The organism is Pseudomonas sp. nanlin1 (genome assembly GCF_045571515.1).
Taxonomy (GTDB): Bacteria; Pseudomonadota; Gammaproteobacteria; order Pseudomonadales; family Pseudomonadaceae; genus Aquipseudomonas.
The window spans coordinates 2,370,926-2,388,597 of record NZ_CP124218.1; the positions used below are offsets into that span (position 1 = coordinate 2,370,926).

Here is a 17,672-nt window from a genome sequence, read left to right on the forward strand (position 1 = left end):
TCAGGCAGCTCCTTTGGGGGCGACGGATCGCGGCAGGCTCGAAGGGCGATGGCTACGCACCGATTGGTGGGCCAGGGCCGTTAGGATCAATAGAGTCGAGCCGACCACTACGGTGTATACCCCGATGTCGAAGAATAGGGCGCTGGCAATATGCAAGTCGCCAAGTAATGGTATGACCCAATGGGCGGTGTGCGTGGTCATGAACGGGTAGCCCAGCCAAATCGACCCCAGCCCGGTGGCGACGGCACACAGCAGGCCGTTGCCGATCCAGCGCAGTGGGCGCAGGCTCATCTTCGCTTCAACCCACTGGGTGCCCGCGATCATGTATTGCAGGATGAACGCGACCGACATCACCAGGCCTGCGACGAACCCGCCGCCAGGCTGATTGTGCCCGCGCACGAACAGGTACATGGAGATCAGCAGGGCAATGGGCAGCAGTAGCCGTACTAACACACCCGGAACCATCATAAAGCCCAAGGCGGTATCGTTGGCGCTACGAGGGTTCACCAGGTCGGTATCCACGTCGGCGGCCAGCAACCGCTGTTGGGCAGGCAGTTGGATGCTCTCACGTGGGGGCCGGAAGCGCCGCAGCAGAGCGAACACGGTCAGGGCCACGGCGGCCAGTACGGTTATTTCGCCAAAGGTGTCGAAACCGCGGAAGTCCACCAGCATCACATTGACCACGTTGGTACCGCCACCCTCCGGCAGCGCTCGGCTCAGGTAGAACGATGAAATGGCGTTAGGCGTCGGGCGGGTCAGCATGGCGTAAGAAAGCACGGCCATTCCGCCGCCTACACCGACGGCCAGGATCAAGTCGCGGATGCGCCGGACCCTGGCCCGTTGCTGGCTGCCGGAACGCAACGAAGCGTCCTCTATGCGCCGCGGCAGCCAACGCAAGCCAAGCAAGATCAGTATGGTGGTGACCACCTCAACCACAAGCTGGGTCAGCGCCAGGTCGGGCGCCGAGAACCAGACGAAGGTGATGCAGGTCATCAGCCCGCAAACGCTGACCATGGTCAACGCAGCCAGGCGATGATATTTGGCTTGCCAGGCCGCACCGAGGGCGCAGGCGATGGCGATCAGCCAAAGGATCACGAACACGCCAGAGCCTGGGATCTTGGGCCGGTCACCCCAGCTGAGGCCACTAAATAGCAGGGGCGTAAGGCCTGCGAGCAAGGCAACCAGCACCAGCATGAACAGTTGGGCTTGGAGTCGGCGCGTGGTGGCGGCGTTTTCAAGGCGCCTGGCCATGCGCATCATGCTGACCTGGGAGCGTTCGAACAGGCGCTTGCCGTTGAGCCGACCCACCAGCGGCGGTGTCAGCAGCAAGCCGCGTTTGAAACGATTGCGCAAGCCTAGGTACAGCAGAACGCCGGCAGACATGGCTATCAAGCTCATGATCATCGGTGCGTTTAGCCCGTGCCAGATCGCCAGGCTGTACTCAGGCAATGGCCCGCCCACCACCGGCCGGGCAGCCGCGGCTAGTAGGGGCGCTACCGACTGCGCCGGAAATATCCCAACCACCAGGCATACCAGCACCAGTAGTTCGACTGGCGCGCGCATCCAGCGTGGGGGTTCGTGGGGGACGTGGGGCAGGTCGGTCGCTTTCGGGCCGAAGAAGACGTCGACCGTGAAACGCAGGGAGTACGCCACGCTGAACGTGCCAGCTACCGTCGCAATCACCGGCAGGGCGATCTCTACCCATTGCGTTGACGATATGAACACAGTCTCGGCGAAGAACATCTCTTTGGAGATGAAACCGTTCATCAATGGCACGCCCGCCATGGCGGCGCTGGCGACCATGGCTAACGTCGCGGTGAATGGGATCAGGCGAAACAGCCCGCTCAGGCGCCGGATGTCACGGGTACCACTTTCATGGTCGATAATACCCGCGGCCATGAACAGAGAAGCCTTGAAGGTGGCATGGTTGAGGATATGGAACACCGCAGCCACTGCTGCCAGCGGGCTGTTCAAGCCAAGCAGGAGGGTGATCAGGCCCAGGTGGCTGATGGTTGAATAAGCCAGGAGGCCCTTGAGGTCGTTTTGAAACATCGCCGCGTAGGCGCCTAACATCAAAGTGCAGGCGCCAGCGCCGCTGACGATCCAGAACCACTGCTCGCTGCCTGACAACGAAGGCCAAAGCCTGGCCAGCAGAAATACCCCGGCCTTGACCATGGTCGCCGAGTGCAGATACGCCGATACAGGCGTAGGCGCCGCCATGGCGTGGGGAAGCCAGAAGTGAAACGGGAACTGCGCACTTTTGCTGAGGGCTCCGATCAGGATCAGCGTCAGCAGTACTGGGTACAGCGAATGCCCACGGATTAGGTCGCCGGCCTGCAAGACTCTGTCCAGGTCGTAACTGCCCACTACGTGGCCTAACAACAACACGCCAACGAGCAAACACAGGCCGCCCGCGCCGGTGACCATCAATGCCATGTAGGCGCCTCGGCGGGCGTCGGCGCGATGGTGCCAATAACCGATCAGGAGGAATGAGAAGAGGCTGGTGAGCTCCCAGAAAAATACCAGTTGCAATAGATTGCCCGAAATAACCAAGCCGAGCATCGCGCCCATGAACGCCAGGAAAAACGCGAAGAAGCGTGGAACTGGATCTTGCGGCGACATGTAGTAGCGCGCATACAGGGCCACCAAGGTACCGATGCCCAATACCAGCATGGAAAACAGCCAGGCGAAGCCATCCATGCGTAGGACGAAGTTCAGGCCCAGGCTGGGTAGCCAGGTGTATTCTTCACGAATAACGCCACCATCGGCGACCTGCGGGAAGAGCATCGCCACCTGGATTGTGCCAGCCAGGGCAACCAAACCGGCTAGCAGCGATTCGCTGTTACGTGCGTTGTGGGGCAACAGGGCTGCCAGACAACTGCCTAGAAATGGCAGAAGCAGTAGAACTATCAAGGACATAGATTTCTGATCTGCGGGAATTTATCAAACGATCATACGGTGCACATCGACGATCACCAAGCCGCAACCTGTGGCAGAATCCCTCTGGGGTGACGTATCCGCGGGTTTTTTTATGACAAGCTTTTACCGCGGCGGCGGAATCGACCTTACCCTGGCCATCATCGCGCCCGCCGTCGCCTTATCCAGTCGCCAACGAGGTACGCCCATGGGTACAGACACCGGCTCGCGCGGCTCAGTTCTCCGGCATGTCAGTCAGAACGTCCGCCGCCTGCGGCTCGCAGCGCAATTGAGCCAGAGCCAGCTGTGTGAAAAGTCTGGAGTCAGCCGGCGCATGCTGGTGGCGATTGAGGCAGGTGAGCGTAACGTCAGCCTGACTACTCTGGACCGCCTCGCCGACGTGCTCAATGTCGCTTTCAGCGAACTGGTGCAAGCTCCTGAACAACCGGACCGCACGCGCATCAACGAGCTGGCCTGGGCCGGTGCGATTGCCGGTAGCCGCGCGGTGCTGTTGGCCAGTGCCGCGGCCAGCCGTGAGGTGGAACTCTGGGAATGGCGACTGGAACCTGGCGAAGAGTATTGTTCGCAAGCCGATGCCCAGGGCTGGAGTGAGCAGCTGTATGTTTTCGAAGGTGCACTGACCGTGCAGTTGGCCGAGCAGCGTCGTGTACTTGGGCCGGGTGATTTTTTCGTTTACCCCAGCGATCAACCTTATAGCTACCGCAATGATGGTGCCTGCGCCGCGCGCTTCGTACGCAATGTGGTGATTTGAATAGATAGGCGGACCAAGAGGCGAACCACCGTGGAGGCGACACCATGCCCGTGACCCCAAAGGTTGCGCAAAATATCCTGATAATCGGTGGGGGCCTGAGCGGTAGCCTGCTGGCGATCCAACTACTGCGCCTGCCGGGCGCACGGCGGCTGCGCATCATCGAGCGTCGCTCGGAGCTGGGCCGCGGCGAGGCCTACAGTGCCAGTGAACTCGGGCATACGCTTAATGGCAATGCCGCGCGCATGAGCGTCGAGCCCGACGACCCCAACGACCTGACCGAGTGGCTCGAAGGCTGGCTGGGGCAGGGTGGTTGGCCCCAGGCCCATGGCCAGGCGGTGCCTACTGCGGAGCTGTTCGTGCCGCGTGGCTATTTTGGTGACTACGTGCGGCAACGCTTGGCCGAAGCTGTAGCCCAGGGGGCTGGTCAGGGGTCCACGCTTGAGCATGTCCGTGCCGACGCGGTGGACGTTCGCTGTTCTGCCGAGGGTGTCGAGGTGGATCTGGCTGACCGGCGCACCTTGACGGCGGACCTCGCCGTTCTTGCAACAGGCATGTATGCAGCGGCCCGTACTGCCCAGCAGAGTACCAGTGGGCTCAACCAGGTGGCGATTGACCCCTGGGATGTCGCGGCGATGGCCGATTTGCCCACTGATGCTCGGGTATTGATCATCGGCTCGGGCTTGACCATGGTCGATGCTCTGGTGTCCCTCGATCAAGCCGGGCATCGGGGGCCTATAGAAGTGTACTCGCGGCATGGATTGCTCCCCCACGTTCGCCGACAGCCGCCGGCATGGCCGGACTTTCTCGCCGCTGCCCCGGCCCTGGCGACGCCTCTGCAACTGTCCCGAGCCTTACGCGCTCAGTGTCGCCTGGCCCAAGCGGCCGGCATTGACTGGCAAGCGCCGCTGGACACAGTACGTGTGCACATTGGTCGGTTGTGGAGTCAGGCTAGTGAACGCCACAAACGCCAGTTCGTTCGCCACCTTCGACCCTGGTGGGAGAGCCACCATCACCGTTCCCCGCCCCAGGGCGCGGCGCTTATAGAACGCTTGCTGGGCGGCGGCCGCCTGCATGTGCAGGCCGGTGCTTACCGGGGGCTTAGCGCCAAACAAGGCACAGGCGTTGCCATTGACGTGCAGTTGCGCGGCCACTGCCAGGTGTGTCGACGGGAAGGGCACGCGCTGATCAATTCCAGCGGGATCGAGTACGACTGGCGCCGAGTTCGTCAACCTTTGCCCCAGCAATTGCTGGCGCGTGGGCTGGTCCAGCCCGGTCCATTGGCCTTGGGGGTGCTCGCCGACACCCATGGCGCGCTGATTGGCTCGGACGGTCGCGCCTCTCACCGGCTGTTTGCCCTGGGGCCGCCCCTGCGCGGCATGTGGTGGGAAAGTACTGCGGTCACCGACGTTGCCCTGCAAGCCAAAGCGTTAGCCAGGCATTTGCTGCGGCTGGATCACGATGAGTAGCGCCAATGCGACAACTACGGACATCCAGTGGCGCGCACGGTTGCCCAGTGCGGTCCGCTGTTCCATTATCGAGGCCAATAAAATCATCACCGTTTGCAGCAGGAGCCCCAATGAATATGCAGCACTGCGAATCCACAACAGTCGAGCGTCTCGCTCGCCTGCGCGCCAAGATGCTTGCAGACGGTATCGATGCGGTGCTAGTGCCTTCGGCCGATCCGCACCTGTCCGAATACCTGCCTGGCTATTGGCAGGGGCGCCGCTGGCTGTCGGGGTTCCACGGATCGGTGGGCACCTTGGTGGTGACCGCTGAGGTAGCGGGCTTGTGGGCTGACAGCCGTTATTGGGAACAGGCTCAAACTGAGTTAGCGGGCTCGGGGATCGACCTGATGAAATTGCTCCCCGGCCAGCCGGGGCCGCTCGACTGGCTAGGTAGCGAGGTGGTCGAAGGTGGGGTGGTGGCTGTCGATGGTGCCGCCATGTCGCTGGCTTCCGCTCGCCAGTTGGAAGAAAAGCTGCGGCCCAGGGGGCTGACCCTGCGTGCCGACCGTGATCCACTCGATGGCGTTTGGGTGGAGCGCCCCGCTTTGCCTGGCGCCACGGTTTATGAGCACTGTGCGCCTTACGCTAGCCTCGAACGCGGCGAAAAGTTGCGTCAAGTACGCGAGCGAATGCGCACCAACGGAGCCGACTGGCACTTCTTGGCGACATTGGATGACATAGCTTGGTTGTTCAACCTGCGCGGCTCCGATGTTTCTTATAATCCGGTTTTTCTGGCCTTCGCGTTGGTGGGTGAAACCCGCGCCTCTCTGTTTGTGGGCTCTGGCAAGATACCGGCCGATCTAGCAGTGCAGCTAGCTGAAGAGGGTGTCGAGGTATTGGATTACGCGCAGGCCGGCACGGCCTTGGCGCAGTTGCCACCAGGCAGCCGTTTGCTGCTTGACCCAGCACGGGTCACGTTGGGGCTTTTGCAGCATGTTTCCCCGGCGGTCGAGCGTGTCGAGGCGCTGAACCCCAGCACCCTGCTCAAGGCGAGCAAAAGCGCTGCGGACGCCGCACATATTCGGCAGGCCATGGAGCAGGACGGGGCGGCCCTATGCGAATTTTTCGCGGAGTTCGAAGCGGCGCAGGCGCGGGGTGAGGTGCTTACCGAAGTCAGTGTGGATGAACTGCTGACGGCACAGCGGGCTCGTCGTCCTGGTTTTGTTTCGCCAAGCTTTGCCACCATTGCGGCTTTCAACGCCAATGGTGCCATGCCCCACTACCGTGCGACCGAGACGTCCCACGCGCGCATCGAGGGTAACGGCCTGTTGCTGATCGACTCCGGCGGCCAATACCTTGGCGGCACGACTGACATCACGCGCATGGTGCCCATCGGTATGCCGTCCAATGAGCAAATAGATGACTGCACGCGGGTGCTCAAAGGTGTTATCGCTTTATCCCGCGCCCATTTCCCCAAAGGCATCGCATCGCCATTGTTGGACGCCATTGCGCGCGCGCCGATCTGGGCGGACCACGTCGATTACGGGCACGGCACGGGTCATGGCGTCGGTTATTTCCTTAATGTGCACGAGGGCCCGCAGGTCATCGCCTACCAGGCGCAAGCCTTGGCTCAAACGGCTATGCAGCCTGGCATGATCACATCAATCGAGCCCGGCACTTATCGCCCTGGGCGCTGGGGAGTGCGTATTGAGAATCTGGTCTTGAACCAGGTGGCTGGCGGCTCTGAGTTCGGTCAGTACCTGCGCTTCGAAACCCTGACGCTGTGCCCGATCGACACGCGGTGCTTGAACATAGCCGCGCTGAACGAGGCCGAGCGTGAGTGGCTTAACGAATACCATCAAATGGTCGAGCAGCGCGTGGCACCCTTGCTTGGTGAGGCGGCGACGCGTTGGCTGTTGGAGCGCACCCGGCCCGTGTGAGGCGATTAGCGGCAGACGACGATCATGCTACGACTGGTGTAGCCGGCGGGGTTGATGCCAAAAGGGTAATCGCCTGGGTCTTCAACGCCGTCCCCAGACTTGGCTATGACTTTGTAGCCGTTCTCGCAGGACTTTTGCGCGCGGGCATAGCATTTGTTCCAGGATGAAGACAAACCAGAGCAATTAATGTGCAGGCCTTTCTTGCCGCGTTTGTACTCAGTTTGAGCGGTGGCTGCGCAGCCAGCCATTAATAGCACGGCCATCAAGATGATCAGGTACTTCATTGTTACCCTTATTGCCGCTAAGGAAGTCGGGAGCCTGCATTGGCTAATCCATGTCCAGGCCAATGCAGGCTTTAACATCGCTCAATTGTGCAATAAATACCAGACCCTTCCTACATGTATCCAATAAGTTTCAATCGGCCGGTATGGGGGAGGCGCTCACCGCCGGCCGCATGGTGAGGGTTGCACCGATCGAGGCGCAGATGATCGCCAGGATCGCCATCCATTGCAGCACAGACAGCACTTCATTAAGAAAAAGCAGGCCCGAAAGCGACGCGACTGCAGGCTCCATGCTCATCAAGGTGCCGAAGGTACGCGCTGGCATACGGGTCAGGGCAAACATCTCCAGGCTATAGGGAAGGGCAGTGGACAGAATTGCCACTGCCAAGGCAACTGGAAGTAATGCCGGGGACAGCAAAGCGCTGCCCGCATGGGCAATGCCCACGGGAGTAATGACGAGAGCGGCGATCATTACGCCCAGGGCGGCGGTTTGCACGCCGTTGTCTTCACCGGCTTTTTGCCCATAAAGAATGTAGAGCGCCCAGCAGGCACCCGCGCCCAGTGCGTAGGCGACGCCTGTAGGGTCTAGCGCAGCCTGGGTGGCGCCAGCGGGCATGAGTAGCATTAGGCCAACAGCTGCCAAGGCTATCCACAATAGGTCGAGCTTTCGCCGTGAGCCATACAAGGCCACTGCCAAAGGGCCGGTGAATTCCAGCGCTACGGCAATTCCCAGCGGCACGGTGCGCAGTGCCATATAGAAGAGCAGGTTCATGCAGCCCAGGGCGATGCCATAGATCACCACCGTACGCAGCGACTGTCGTGTCAGTTTGGCTCGCCAGGGGCGCAATACGATTAGCAGAATAAGGCTGGCGAACAGCAGGCGTAGGGTTGTGGTGCCTTGGGCGCCGACCGCTGGAAACATGCTTTTGGCCAGGGTTGCTCCCGTTTGAATAGAGATCATGGCAATCAATAGCATGGCAACAGGTACCAGGGCTGAAGCCAGCCCCCGCGACGCGGGTTTGGTTAAGGTATGCATGGAGCGGCAGTCTTTATTAAAGGAAAGAGGGCGATAATGATCGCACGAGGGCGGGCTGAGCAATATAGTGCGCAGGATCAATTTTTAGGATTAAACCGGAATTATCCCTTGACGCCCTCGCTCAGCTGTCTATAATTCGCCCCACTTCCGGCGCAGTCGAAACGGAAAACTCCTTGAGAATCAATGCTTTATCTCAAGTGGAGTGGTAATAAGCTGCGCTACGAAGGGTTTCGATGAGTTGATCGAAAGCGGTTTAAAAAGGTGGTTGACAGCGGTTTGAAACGCTGTAGAATTCCCCTCCCGCTAACGAGTGATCGAAGCGGTCAAGTGGTTGAAGTTGCTAGAGATTCTCTGGAAAAACTTCAAAATAAACGCTTGACAAGATGCAAGGCTAGCGTAGAATGCGCGCCTCGGTTGAGACGAAAGAATCAACCCACCGCTCTTTAACAACTGAATCAAGCAATTCGTGTGGGTGCTTGTGAGCTCAGACTGATGTCAACTAGATTATCAGCATCACAAGAACTCCACGAGAAATCAAAGAGTTACCTCGATCCTTCGGGTTCGAGTTTGCGATTGCTGAGCCAAGTTTAGGGTTTTTACAAAACCCATGCAGTATTGAACTGAAGAGTTTGATCATGGCTCAGATTGAACGCTGGCGGCAGGCCTAACACATGCAAGTCGAGCGGTTGAAGGGAGCTTGCTCCCTGATTCAGCGGCGGACGGGTGAGTAATGCCTAGGAATCTGCCTGGTAGTGGGGGACAACGTTTCGAAAGGAACGCTAATACCGCATACGTCCTACGGGAGAAAGCAGGGGACCTTCGGGCCTTGCGCTATCAGATGAGCCTAGGTCGGATTAGCTAGTTGGTGGGGTAATGGCTCACCAAGGCGACGATCCGTAACTGGTCTGAGAGGATGATCAGTCACACTGGAACTGAGACACGGTCCAGACTCCTACGGGAGGCAGCAGTGGGGAATATTGGACAATGGGCGAAAGCCTGATCCAGCCATGCCGCGTGTGTGAAGAAGGTCTTCGGATTGTAAAGCACTTTAAGTTGGGAGGAAGGGCATTAACCTAATACGTTAGTGTTTTGACGTTACCGACAGAATAAGCACCGGCTAACTCTGTGCCAGCAGCCGCGGTAATACAGAGGGTGCAAGCGTTAATCGGAATTACTGGGCGTAAAGCGCGCGTAGGTGGTGTGTTAAGTTGAATGTGAAATCCCCGGGCTCAACCTGGGAACTGCATCCAAAACTGGCACGCTAGAGTATGGTAGAGGGTGGTGGAATTTCCTGTGTAGCGGTGAAATGCGTAGATATAGGAAGGAACACCAGTGGCGAAGGCGACCACCTGGACTGATACTGACACTGAGGTGCGAAAGCGTGGGGAGCAAACAGGATTAGATACCCTGGTAGTCCACGCCGTAAACGATGTCAACTAGCCGTTGGGAGCCTTGAGCTCTTAGTGGCGCAGCTAACGCATTAAGTTGACCGCCTGGGGAGTACGGCCGCAAGGTTAAAACTCAAATGAATTGACGGGGGCCCGCACAAGCGGTGGAGCATGTGGTTTAATTCGAAGCAACGCGAAGAACCTTACCAGGCCTTGACATCCAATGAACTTTCTAGAGATAGATTGGTGCCTTCGGGAACATTGAGACAGGTGCTGCATGGCTGTCGTCAGCTCGTGTCGTGAGATGTTGGGTTAAGTCCCGTAACGAGCGCAACCCTTGTCCTTAGTTACCAGCACGTTATGGTGGGCACTCTAAGGAGACTGCCGGTGACAAACCGGAGGAAGGTGGGGATGACGTCAAGTCATCATGGCCCTTACGGCCTGGGCTACACACGTGCTACAATGGTCGGTACAGAGGGTTGCCAAGCCGCGAGGTGGAGCTAATCTCACAAAACCGATCGTAGTCCGGATCGCAGTCTGCAACTCGACTGCGTGAAGTCGGAATCGCTAGTAATCGCGAATCAGAATGTCGCGGTGAATACGTTCCCGGGCCTTGTACACACCGCCCGTCACACCATGGGAGTGGGTTGCACCAGAAGTAGCTAGTCTAACCTTCGGGAGGACGGTTACCACGGTGTGATTCATGACTGGGGTGAAGTCGTAACAAGGTAGCCGTAGGGGAACCTGCGGCTGGATCACCTCCTTAATCGACAGACTCAGCTGTTTCATGAGCACCCACACGAATTGCTTGATTCATTGAAGAAGACGATAGAAGCAGCTTTAAGCCTGGCTCAAAGCTACAAGCTCGAAATTGGGTCTGTAGCTCAGTTGGTTAGAGCGCACCCCTGATAAGGGTGAGGTCGGCAGTTCGAATCTGCCCAGACCCACCAATTTTGTGTGGGAAATGCCTGTAGTTATACGGGGCCATAGCTCAGCTGGGAGAGCGCCTGCCTTGCACGCAGGAGGTCAGCGGTTCGATCCCGCTTGGCTCCACCATTACTGCTTCGTGTTATAGAGCTTAGAAATGAGCATTCCACCAAACCGGTGCTTGAATGTTGATTTCTAGTCTTTGGCTAGATCGTTCTTTAAAAATTTAGGTGTGTGATAGAAGTATAGACTGAAGGCCACTTTCACTGGTGGTGTTCAGGCTAAGGTAAAATTTGTGAGTTGCTCTCAGGAGCAAGTGCGAATTTTCGGCGAATGTCGTCTTCACAGTATAACCAGATTGCTTGGGGTTATATGGTCAAGTGAAGAAGCGCATACGGTGGATGCCTTGGCAGTCAGAGGCGATGAAAGACGTGGTAGCCTGCGAAAAGCTTCGGGGAGTCGGCAAACAGACTGTGATCCGGAGATGTCTGAATGGGGGAACCCAGCCATCATAAGATGGTTATCTTGTACTGAATACATAGGTACAAGAGGCGAACCAGGGGAACTGAAACATCTAAGTACCCTGAGGAAAAGAAATCAACCGAGATTCCCTTAGTAGTGGCGAGCGAACGGGGACCAGCCCTTAAGTTGGTTTGAGATTAGCGGAACGTTCTGGAAAGTACGGCCATAGTGGGTGATAGCCCTGTACGCGAAAATCTCTTATCAATGAAATCGAGTAGGACGGAGCACGAGAAACTTTGTCTGAATATGGGGGGACCATCCTCCAAGGCTAAATACTACTGACTGACCGATAGTGAACTAGTACCGTGAGGGAAAGGCGAAAAGAACCCCGGAGAGGGGAGTGAAATAGATCCTGAAACCGTATGCGTACAAGCAGTGGGAGCAGACTTGTTCTGTGACTGCGTACCTTTTGTATAATGGGTCAGCGACTTATATTCAGTGGCGAGCTTAACCGAATAGGGGAGGCGTAGCGAAAGCGAGTCTTAATAGGGCGTTTAGTCGCTGGGTATAGACCCGAAACCGGGCGATCTATCCATGGGCAGGTTGAAGGTTGGGTAACACTAACTGGAGGACCGAACCGACTACCGTTGAAAAGTTAGCGGATGACCTGTGGATCGGAGTGAAAGGCTAATCAAGCTCGGAGATAGCTGGTTCTCCTCGAAAGCTATTTAGGTAGCGCCTCATGTATCACTGTAGGGGGTAGAGCACTGTTTCGGCTAGGGGGTCATCCCGACTTACCAAACCGATGCAAACTCCGAATACCTACAAGTGCCGAGCATGGGAGACACACGGCGGGTGCTAACGTCCGTCGTGAAAAGGGAAACAACCCAGACCGTCAGCTAAGGTCCCAAAATCCTGGTTAAGTGGGAAACGATGTGGGAAGGCTTAGACAGCTAGGAGGTTGGCTTAGAAGCAGCCACCCTTTAAAGAAAGCGTAATAGCTCACTAGTCGAGTCGGCCTGCGCGGAAGATGTAACGGGGCTCAAACCAGGTACCGAAGCTACGGGTATCATCTTAGGATGATGCGGTAGAGGAGCGTTCTGTAAGCCTGTGAAGGTCAGTTGAGAAGCTGGCTGGAGGTATCAGAAGTGCGAATGCTGACATGAGTAACGACAATGGGTGTGAAAAACACCCACGCCGAAAGACCAAGGTTTCCTGCGCAACGTTAATCGACGCAGGGTTAGTCGGTCCCTAAGGCGAGGCTGAAAAGCGTAGTCGATGGAAAACAGGTTAATATTCCTGTACTTCTGGTTACTGCGATGGAGGGACGGAGAAGGCTAGGCCAGCTTGGCGTTGGTTGTCCAAGTTTAAGGTGGTAGGCTGAGATCTTAGGTAAATCCGGGATCTTAAGGCCGAGAGCTGATGACGAGTGTTCTTTTAGAACACGAAGTGGTTGATGCCATGCTTCCAAGAAAAGCTTCTAAGCTTCAGGTAACCAGGAACCGTACCCCAAACCGACACAGGTGGTTGGGTAGAGAATACCAAGGCGCTTGAGAGAACTCGGGTGAAGGAACTAGGCAAAATGGCACCGTAACTTCGGGAGAAGGTGCGCCGGTGAGGGTGAAGGACTTGCTCCGTAAGCTCATGCCGGTCGAAGATACCAGGCCGCTGCGACTGTTTATTAAAAACACAGCACTCTGCAAACACGAAAGTGGACGTATAGGGTGTGACGCCTGCCCGGTGCCGGAAGGTTAATTGATGGGGTTAGCGCAAGCGAAGCTCTTGATCGAAGCCCCGGTAAACGGCGGCCGTAACTATAACGGTCCTAAGGTAGCGAAATTCCTTGTCGGGTAAGTTCCGACCTGCACGAATGGCGTAACGATGGCGGCGCTGTCTCCACCCGAGACTCAGTGAAATTGAAATCGCTGTGAAGATGCAGTGTATCCGCGGCTAGACGGAAAGACCCCGTGAACCTTTACTATAGCTTTGCACTGGACTTTGAATTTGCTTGTGTAGGATAGGTGGGAGGCTTTGAAGCGTGGACGCCAGTCTGCGTGGAGCCAACCTTGAAATACCACCCTGGCAACTTTGAGGTTCTAACTCAGGTCCGTTATCCGGATCGAGGACAGTGTATGGTGGGTAGTTTGACTGGGGCGGTCTCCTCCTAAAGAGTAACGGAGGAGTACGAAGGTGCGCTCAGACCGGTCGGAAATCGGTCGTAGAGTATAAAGGCAAAAGCGCGCTTGACTGCGAGACAGACACGTCGAGCAGGTACGAAAGTAGGTCTTAGTGATCCGGTGGTTCTGTATGGAAGGGCCATCGCTCAACGGATAAAAGGTACTCCGGGGATAACAGGCTGATACCGCCCAAGAGTTCATATCGACGGCGGTGTTTGGCACCTCGATGTCGGCTCATCACATCCTGGGGCTGAAGCCGGTCCCAAGGGTATGGCTGTTCGCCATTTAAAGTGGTACGCGAGCTGGGTTTAGAACGTCGTGAGACAGTTCGGTCCCTATCTGCCGTGGACGTTTGAGATTTGAGAGGGGCTGCTCCTAGTACGAGAGGACCGGAGTGGACGAACCTCTGGTGTTCCGGTTGTCACGCCAGTGGCATTGCCGGGTAGCTATGTTCGGGAAAGATAACCGCTGAAAGCATCTAAGCGGGAAACTTGCCTCAAGATGAGATCTCACTGGAACCTTGAGTTCCCTAAAGGGCCGTCGAAGACTACGACGTTGATAGGTGGGGTGTGTAAGCGCTGTGAGGCGTTGAGCTAACCCATACTAATTGCCCGTGAGGCTTGACCATATAACACCCAAGCAATTTGACTCGAGAGAGCGGATTGCGGTGTTGTGAAGACTGCAGAGTCCGAAAATTTGCACTCACAAACCACCGATATCACACACCTGATTTGCCGAGACGCGTAAGCGCATCGGTACCCGAATTTCTTGACGACCATAGAGCCTTGGAACCACCTGATCCCATCCCGAACTCAGTAGTGAAACGATGCATCGCCGATGGTAGTGTGGGGTTTCCCCATGTGAGAGTAGGTCATCGTCAAGATTAAATTCCGAAACCCCCATCTGCGTAGGCAGGTGGGGGTTTTGTTTTTCTGGTTTTCGGGCATTTTCCAGTTGCTAAAAAGCCACCGCAAGGGTGGCTTTGGAGGGCGCTGACTGTGCGTGTCAGTCGCCTTGATACTCACAGCCGCTGGTGCAGGTTTCGTGCACTCGAACGCGCGAGAGCTCCGGCAATAGTGGCTTGACCTGCTCCCACAGCCACTTTGCGAGCACTTCGCTGGTGGGGTTTTCCAGGCCGGGTATATCGTTCAGGTAATTGTGGTCGAGTTGCTCATAGATCGGCTTGAAAACCGCTTTGATCTCCGAATAGTCTCGGATCCACCCCGTGTGCGGGTCCACCGGGCCTTTCAGGTAGAGGGCAACCTTGAACGAGTGCCCGTGTAACCGGCCGCATTTATGCCCCTCTGGTACGTGAGGCAGGCGGTGAGCGGAGTCGAAAGTGAACTCTTTATAAATTTCCACGTATTTTTAACTCGATATGACGTGCCAGCAAACAGTTTACCACCTCGGCAACGCGCGCTGGGCCGCCCGCCCGGTCAGATCTGCGCTATTAAAGGCCTGCGCCAGAATTGAGTTATGATTGGCAGTAATTGATTTCAGCTTCAATTAAGTCGACATGGGTATTGTGGATCCTATACAACTTATCCACCCATGGAGACACCCAATGAAAAGCCTGACTGCAATGATAGCCATCGCCACCCTTAGCCTGACCGCCGGCCTGGCCAATGCCAAAGACCTAGGGCCTGACCAGGCCCTCAAGTTACGCGACGCTGGTACTATCTTGTCGTTCGAAAAACTCAACGCTGCGGCCCTGGCCAAACACCCTGGTGCAACCGTCGGCGACACCGAGTTGGAGGAGAACTATGGTAAATACATGTATCAAGTGGAGCTGCGCGACCAGCAGGGCGTTGAGTGGGACGTAGAGGTCGACGCTGTCACGGGCGTAGTGGTCAAGGATCATCAGGACCACTAATGCGCAGAGGCCGCTTATTGATCGTTGGCCTGCTGGCTATCTGTTCTTTAGCCAGTGCCCGCGACTTGGACCAGGACGAAGCTCTGCGGCTGCGCCAGAAGGGCGTCATTCTGCCATTTGAAGAACTGGTCAAACATGCTACTGACCTCTACCCAGGCTCCCGGCTACTGGAGGCGGAGTTGGAGCTGGAGCACAATGTTTACACTTATGAAGTCGAACTATTGACCGTGGACGGCAGAGTCCGTGAAATCGAACTCGACGCCGCCACCGGTAAAGTACTGAAAGACAAGGAAGACGATTAATGCGTCTGTTACTGGTAGAAGACAACGTGCCATTGGCCGATGAGCTCATGGGCAGCCTCAAGGGGCAGGGCTATGCGGTGGACTGGTTGGCCGACGGCCGGGACGCGGTCTATCAGGGCAGTAGCGAGCCCTATGATTTGATTGTTCTCGACCTAGGCCTCCCTGGACTACCAGGGCTGGAAGTACTGGAGCAATGGCGAGCTGCCGGTTTGGCGGTGCCGGTCCTTATTCTCACCGCCCGCGATTCTTGGGCCGAACGTATCGAGGGGTTAAAGGCAGGGGCCGATGACTACCTGACCAAGCCCTTCCACCCCGAAGAGTTGCAGCTGCGCATTCAGGCATTGTTGCGCCGCGCCCGTGGCATGGTCAATCAGCCACGCTTGGAGTCGGCAGGCTTGCACCTGGACGAGAGCCGACAGTGCGTCAGCCAGAACGGCGTCGACACTCAGCTCACAGCGGCCGAGTTTCGCTTGCTGCGTTACTTTATGCTGCACCCGGGGCAAATTCTCTCCAAGAGCCATTTGGCTGAGCATCTATACGACGGTGAAAGCGAGCGTGACTCCAATGTATTGGAAGTTCATGTCAACCACCTGCGGCGTAAACTTGGCCGTGAGGTCATTGAAACCCGCCGTGGCCAGGGATACATGTTCGGCGGCGCCGCGTGAAATCCATTCAGGCTCGCCTGAGCATTGGCTTGATCAGTGTACTGGTGGTCATTGGGCTTGCTGTCGCACAACTGAGCCTGTGGTTGTTCGAAGTGGGCCTGCAGCGTTACCTCGAAGCTGGCTTGCGCAATGAAAGCGAAAACCTGCTGGTCGCTTTGGTCCGGGGGCCGCAAGGCTTGCAGTTGGATGAACGGCGTATATCACCCGGCTATGAGCGGCCGTTTTCAGGCCATTACTTTCGCATTGATTTCCCGGATGGGCACTGGCGCTCGCGCTCGCTCTGGGACCTCGATATGCCCAGGCCGGAGCATCCGGGCTTGCGTGCTGACCTCAAACTAGGGCCTGAAGGTCAACTACTGCTGATGCTGCGCGCCGACTACCGGCGTTTAGGGCAACCGATTTCCATCAGCGTCGCCCAGGACTACACCCCCGTACGCGACAGCTTCCGCCGCATGCAGCAAGTTGGCATGGGCATTGGCTTGGGCGCTTTGATTCTAATCCTGATTTTGCAGCGGGTGACCGTCAAACGCGCGTTGCGGCCGCTGGAGCGCACGCGCGAGCAAGTCGCTCAGTTGCAGCAGGGCCAGCGCTCACAGCTCGACAGCGAGGTGCCGGTTGAGCTGGAGCCGTTGGTCGCGCAAATCAACCATCTATTGAGCCACACCGAAGACAGCCTCAAGCGCTCGCGTAACGCCCTGGGTAACCTGGGGCATGCGCTGAAGACCCCTATGGCGGTGCTGCTTAGTCTCGCCGGCAGTGAACGTCTGGCGGGCCAGCCGGAAGTCTCGCGGCTGCTGCGCGAGCAACTGGAACAGATTCAAGCGCGGCTCAGCCGCGAACTCAACCGCGCTCGGCTGGCAGGTGACTCGCTGCCCGGGATGCAGTTCGATTGCGACGCAGAACTGCCTGGGCTGTTCGCGACCCTGGACATGCTGCACGGTAACCACCTGAACCTGGAGCACACTGTCACGCCCGGTTTGCGCTTGCCGTGGGACCGTGAAGACTTGCTGGAACTGCTCGGCAACCTGCTCGACAACGCCTGTAAATGGGCGGACGCGCAGGTACGCTTGACCATTGCCGAGCAGCCCGACAATTATCTTTTGTGGGTCGACGACGATGGTCCGGGCGTCCCGCCCAGTGCGCGGGAGCAAGTGCTCAGCCGTGGCTCTCGTTTGGACGAGCAGGTCGACGGCCATGGCCTGGGGCTAGGCATCGTGCGGGACATCGTCGACAGTTGCGGCGGCTCGCTGACCTTGGCCGAAAGCCCATTGGGCGGGCTACGGGTAGAGGTGCGCTTGCCGCAGCGGGGTTGACCGGGGATGCGTCTACCGCTGAAGGTGTGCGCGTGGCTGTAACGAAGAGCTCGGGGGCAAGCCCCCTCCTACAGTTGGCGACAAATTTGAAAATTTCGCTGACCGTAGGAGGGGGTCTTGCCCCCGAGCTCTTGCCCCTGCAAATACAAATTCCCCGACACCACAAAACTTCAGC

11 protein-coding genes, 2 tRNA genes and 3 rRNA genes are annotated in these 17,672 nt (G+C 57.4%); 12 read left to right on the forward strand and 4 right to left on the reverse strand.

The window, feature by feature from the left end; genetic code table 11:
* Positions 1-2,919, reverse strand: coding sequence for a monovalent cation/H+ antiporter subunit A (locus tag QCL65_RS11140; RefSeq protein WP_407316277.1), 2,919 nt, complete (start codon positions 2,917-2,919; stop codon positions 1-3).
* Between the two features lie 205 nt (positions 2,920-3,124).
* Here QCL65_RS11140 and QCL65_RS11145 point away from each other — a divergent pair, with 205 nt between their 5' ends.
* From QCL65_RS11145 to QCL65_RS11155, 3 genes are all read left to right on the forward strand, one after another.
* Positions 3,125-3,688, forward strand: a complete 564-nt coding sequence (locus QCL65_RS11145; RefSeq protein ID WP_407316797.1) for a helix-turn-helix domain-containing protein — start codon at positions 3,125-3,127, stop codon at positions 3,686-3,688.
* A 44-nt stretch (positions 3,689-3,732) separates the two neighbouring features.
* Entirely contained in the window at positions 3,733-5,154 is a 1,422-nt protein-coding gene (locus tag QCL65_RS11150; protein ID WP_407316278.1) for an FAD/NAD(P)-binding protein, read from the forward strand.
* Between the two features lie 110 nt (positions 5,155-5,264).
* Positions 5,265-7,073 (forward strand): aminopeptidase P family protein, encoded by a 1,809-nt coding sequence (locus QCL65_RS11155; RefSeq protein ID WP_407316279.1) that lies wholly within the window; start codon positions 5,265-5,267, stop codon positions 7,071-7,073.
* A 5-nt stretch (positions 7,074-7,078) separates the two neighbouring features.
* On the opposite strand, the gene QCL65_RS11160 is transcribed toward QCL65_RS11155, so the two are convergent.
* On the reverse strand, positions 7,079-7,357 hold the full coding sequence (locus QCL65_RS11160) for a hypothetical protein (RefSeq protein WP_407316280.1): 279 nt from the start codon (positions 7,355-7,357) through the stop codon (positions 7,079-7,081).
* A 130-nt stretch (positions 7,358-7,487) separates the two neighbouring features.
* Complete coding sequence (rhtA, locus tag QCL65_RS11165) at positions 7,488-8,390, reverse strand: threonine/homoserine exporter RhtA (RefSeq protein ID WP_407316281.1); 903 nt, start codon at positions 8,388-8,390, stop codon at positions 7,488-7,490.
* Positions 8,391-9,007: 617 nt separating this feature from the next.
* Here rhtA and QCL65_RS11170 point away from each other — a divergent pair.
* The 5 genes from QCL65_RS11170 (at position 9,008) to rrf (ending at position 14,227) form a co-directional block, all read left to right on the forward strand.
* Positions 9,008-10,544: ribosomal RNA gene (locus QCL65_RS11170) — 16S ribosomal RNA — on the forward strand.
* A gap of 107 nt (positions 10,545-10,651) precedes the next feature.
* Positions 10,652-10,728, forward strand: a tRNA-Ile gene (locus tag QCL65_RS11175).
* 30 nt (positions 10,729-10,758) lie between these two features.
* Positions 10,759-10,834 (forward strand) — tRNA-Ala (locus QCL65_RS11180).
* Between the two features lie 245 nt (positions 10,835-11,079).
* A 23S ribosomal RNA gene (locus tag QCL65_RS11185) occupies positions 11,080-13,972 on the forward strand.
* A 139-nt stretch (positions 13,973-14,111) separates the two neighbouring features.
* A 5S ribosomal RNA gene (gene rrf, locus QCL65_RS11190) occupies positions 14,112-14,227 on the forward strand.
* The 16S, 23S and 5S rRNA genes sit together here with 2 tRNA genes alongside, the layout of an rRNA operon.
* A gap of 122 nt (positions 14,228-14,349) precedes the next feature.
* Here the strand turns inward: rrf and queD are convergent.
* The gene (gene queD, locus QCL65_RS11195; RefSeq protein ID WP_407316282.1) at positions 14,350-14,706 is read right to left on the reverse strand and encodes a 6-carboxytetrahydropterin synthase QueD; all 357 of its coding nucleotides are present in this window, start codon (positions 14,704-14,706) and stop codon (positions 14,350-14,352) included.
* A 202-nt stretch (positions 14,707-14,908) separates the two neighbouring features.
* Between queD and QCL65_RS11200 the strand changes: the two genes are divergently transcribed.
* From QCL65_RS11200 to QCL65_RS11215, 4 genes are read left to right on the forward strand one after another with little or no spacing between them, the layout of a single operon-like run.
* Positions 14,909-15,217, forward strand: coding sequence for a PepSY domain-containing protein (locus QCL65_RS11200; protein ID WP_407316283.1), 309 nt, complete (start codon positions 14,909-14,911; stop codon positions 15,215-15,217).
* Positions 15,217-15,519 carry a PepSY domain-containing protein gene (locus QCL65_RS11205; protein ID WP_407316284.1) on the forward strand — a complete coding sequence of 101 codons (303 nt, stop codon included), beginning with the start codon at positions 15,217-15,219 and terminating at the stop codon, positions 15,517-15,519. Before QCL65_RS11200 ends, QCL65_RS11205 begins: the two co-directional genes overlap by 1 nt.
* On the forward strand, positions 15,519-16,184 hold the full coding sequence (locus QCL65_RS11210; protein WP_407316285.1) for a response regulator transcription factor: 666 nt from the start codon (positions 15,519-15,521) through the stop codon (positions 16,182-16,184). The genes QCL65_RS11205 and QCL65_RS11210 overlap by 1 nt, the downstream gene beginning before the upstream one ends.
* Positions 16,181-17,497 carry an ATP-binding protein gene (locus QCL65_RS11215; protein ID WP_407316286.1) on the forward strand — a complete coding sequence of 439 codons (1,317 nt, stop codon included), beginning with the start codon at positions 16,181-16,183 and terminating at the stop codon, positions 17,495-17,497. Before QCL65_RS11210 ends, QCL65_RS11215 begins: the two co-directional genes overlap by 4 nt.
* Positions 17,498-17,672: the final 175 nt, after the last annotated feature.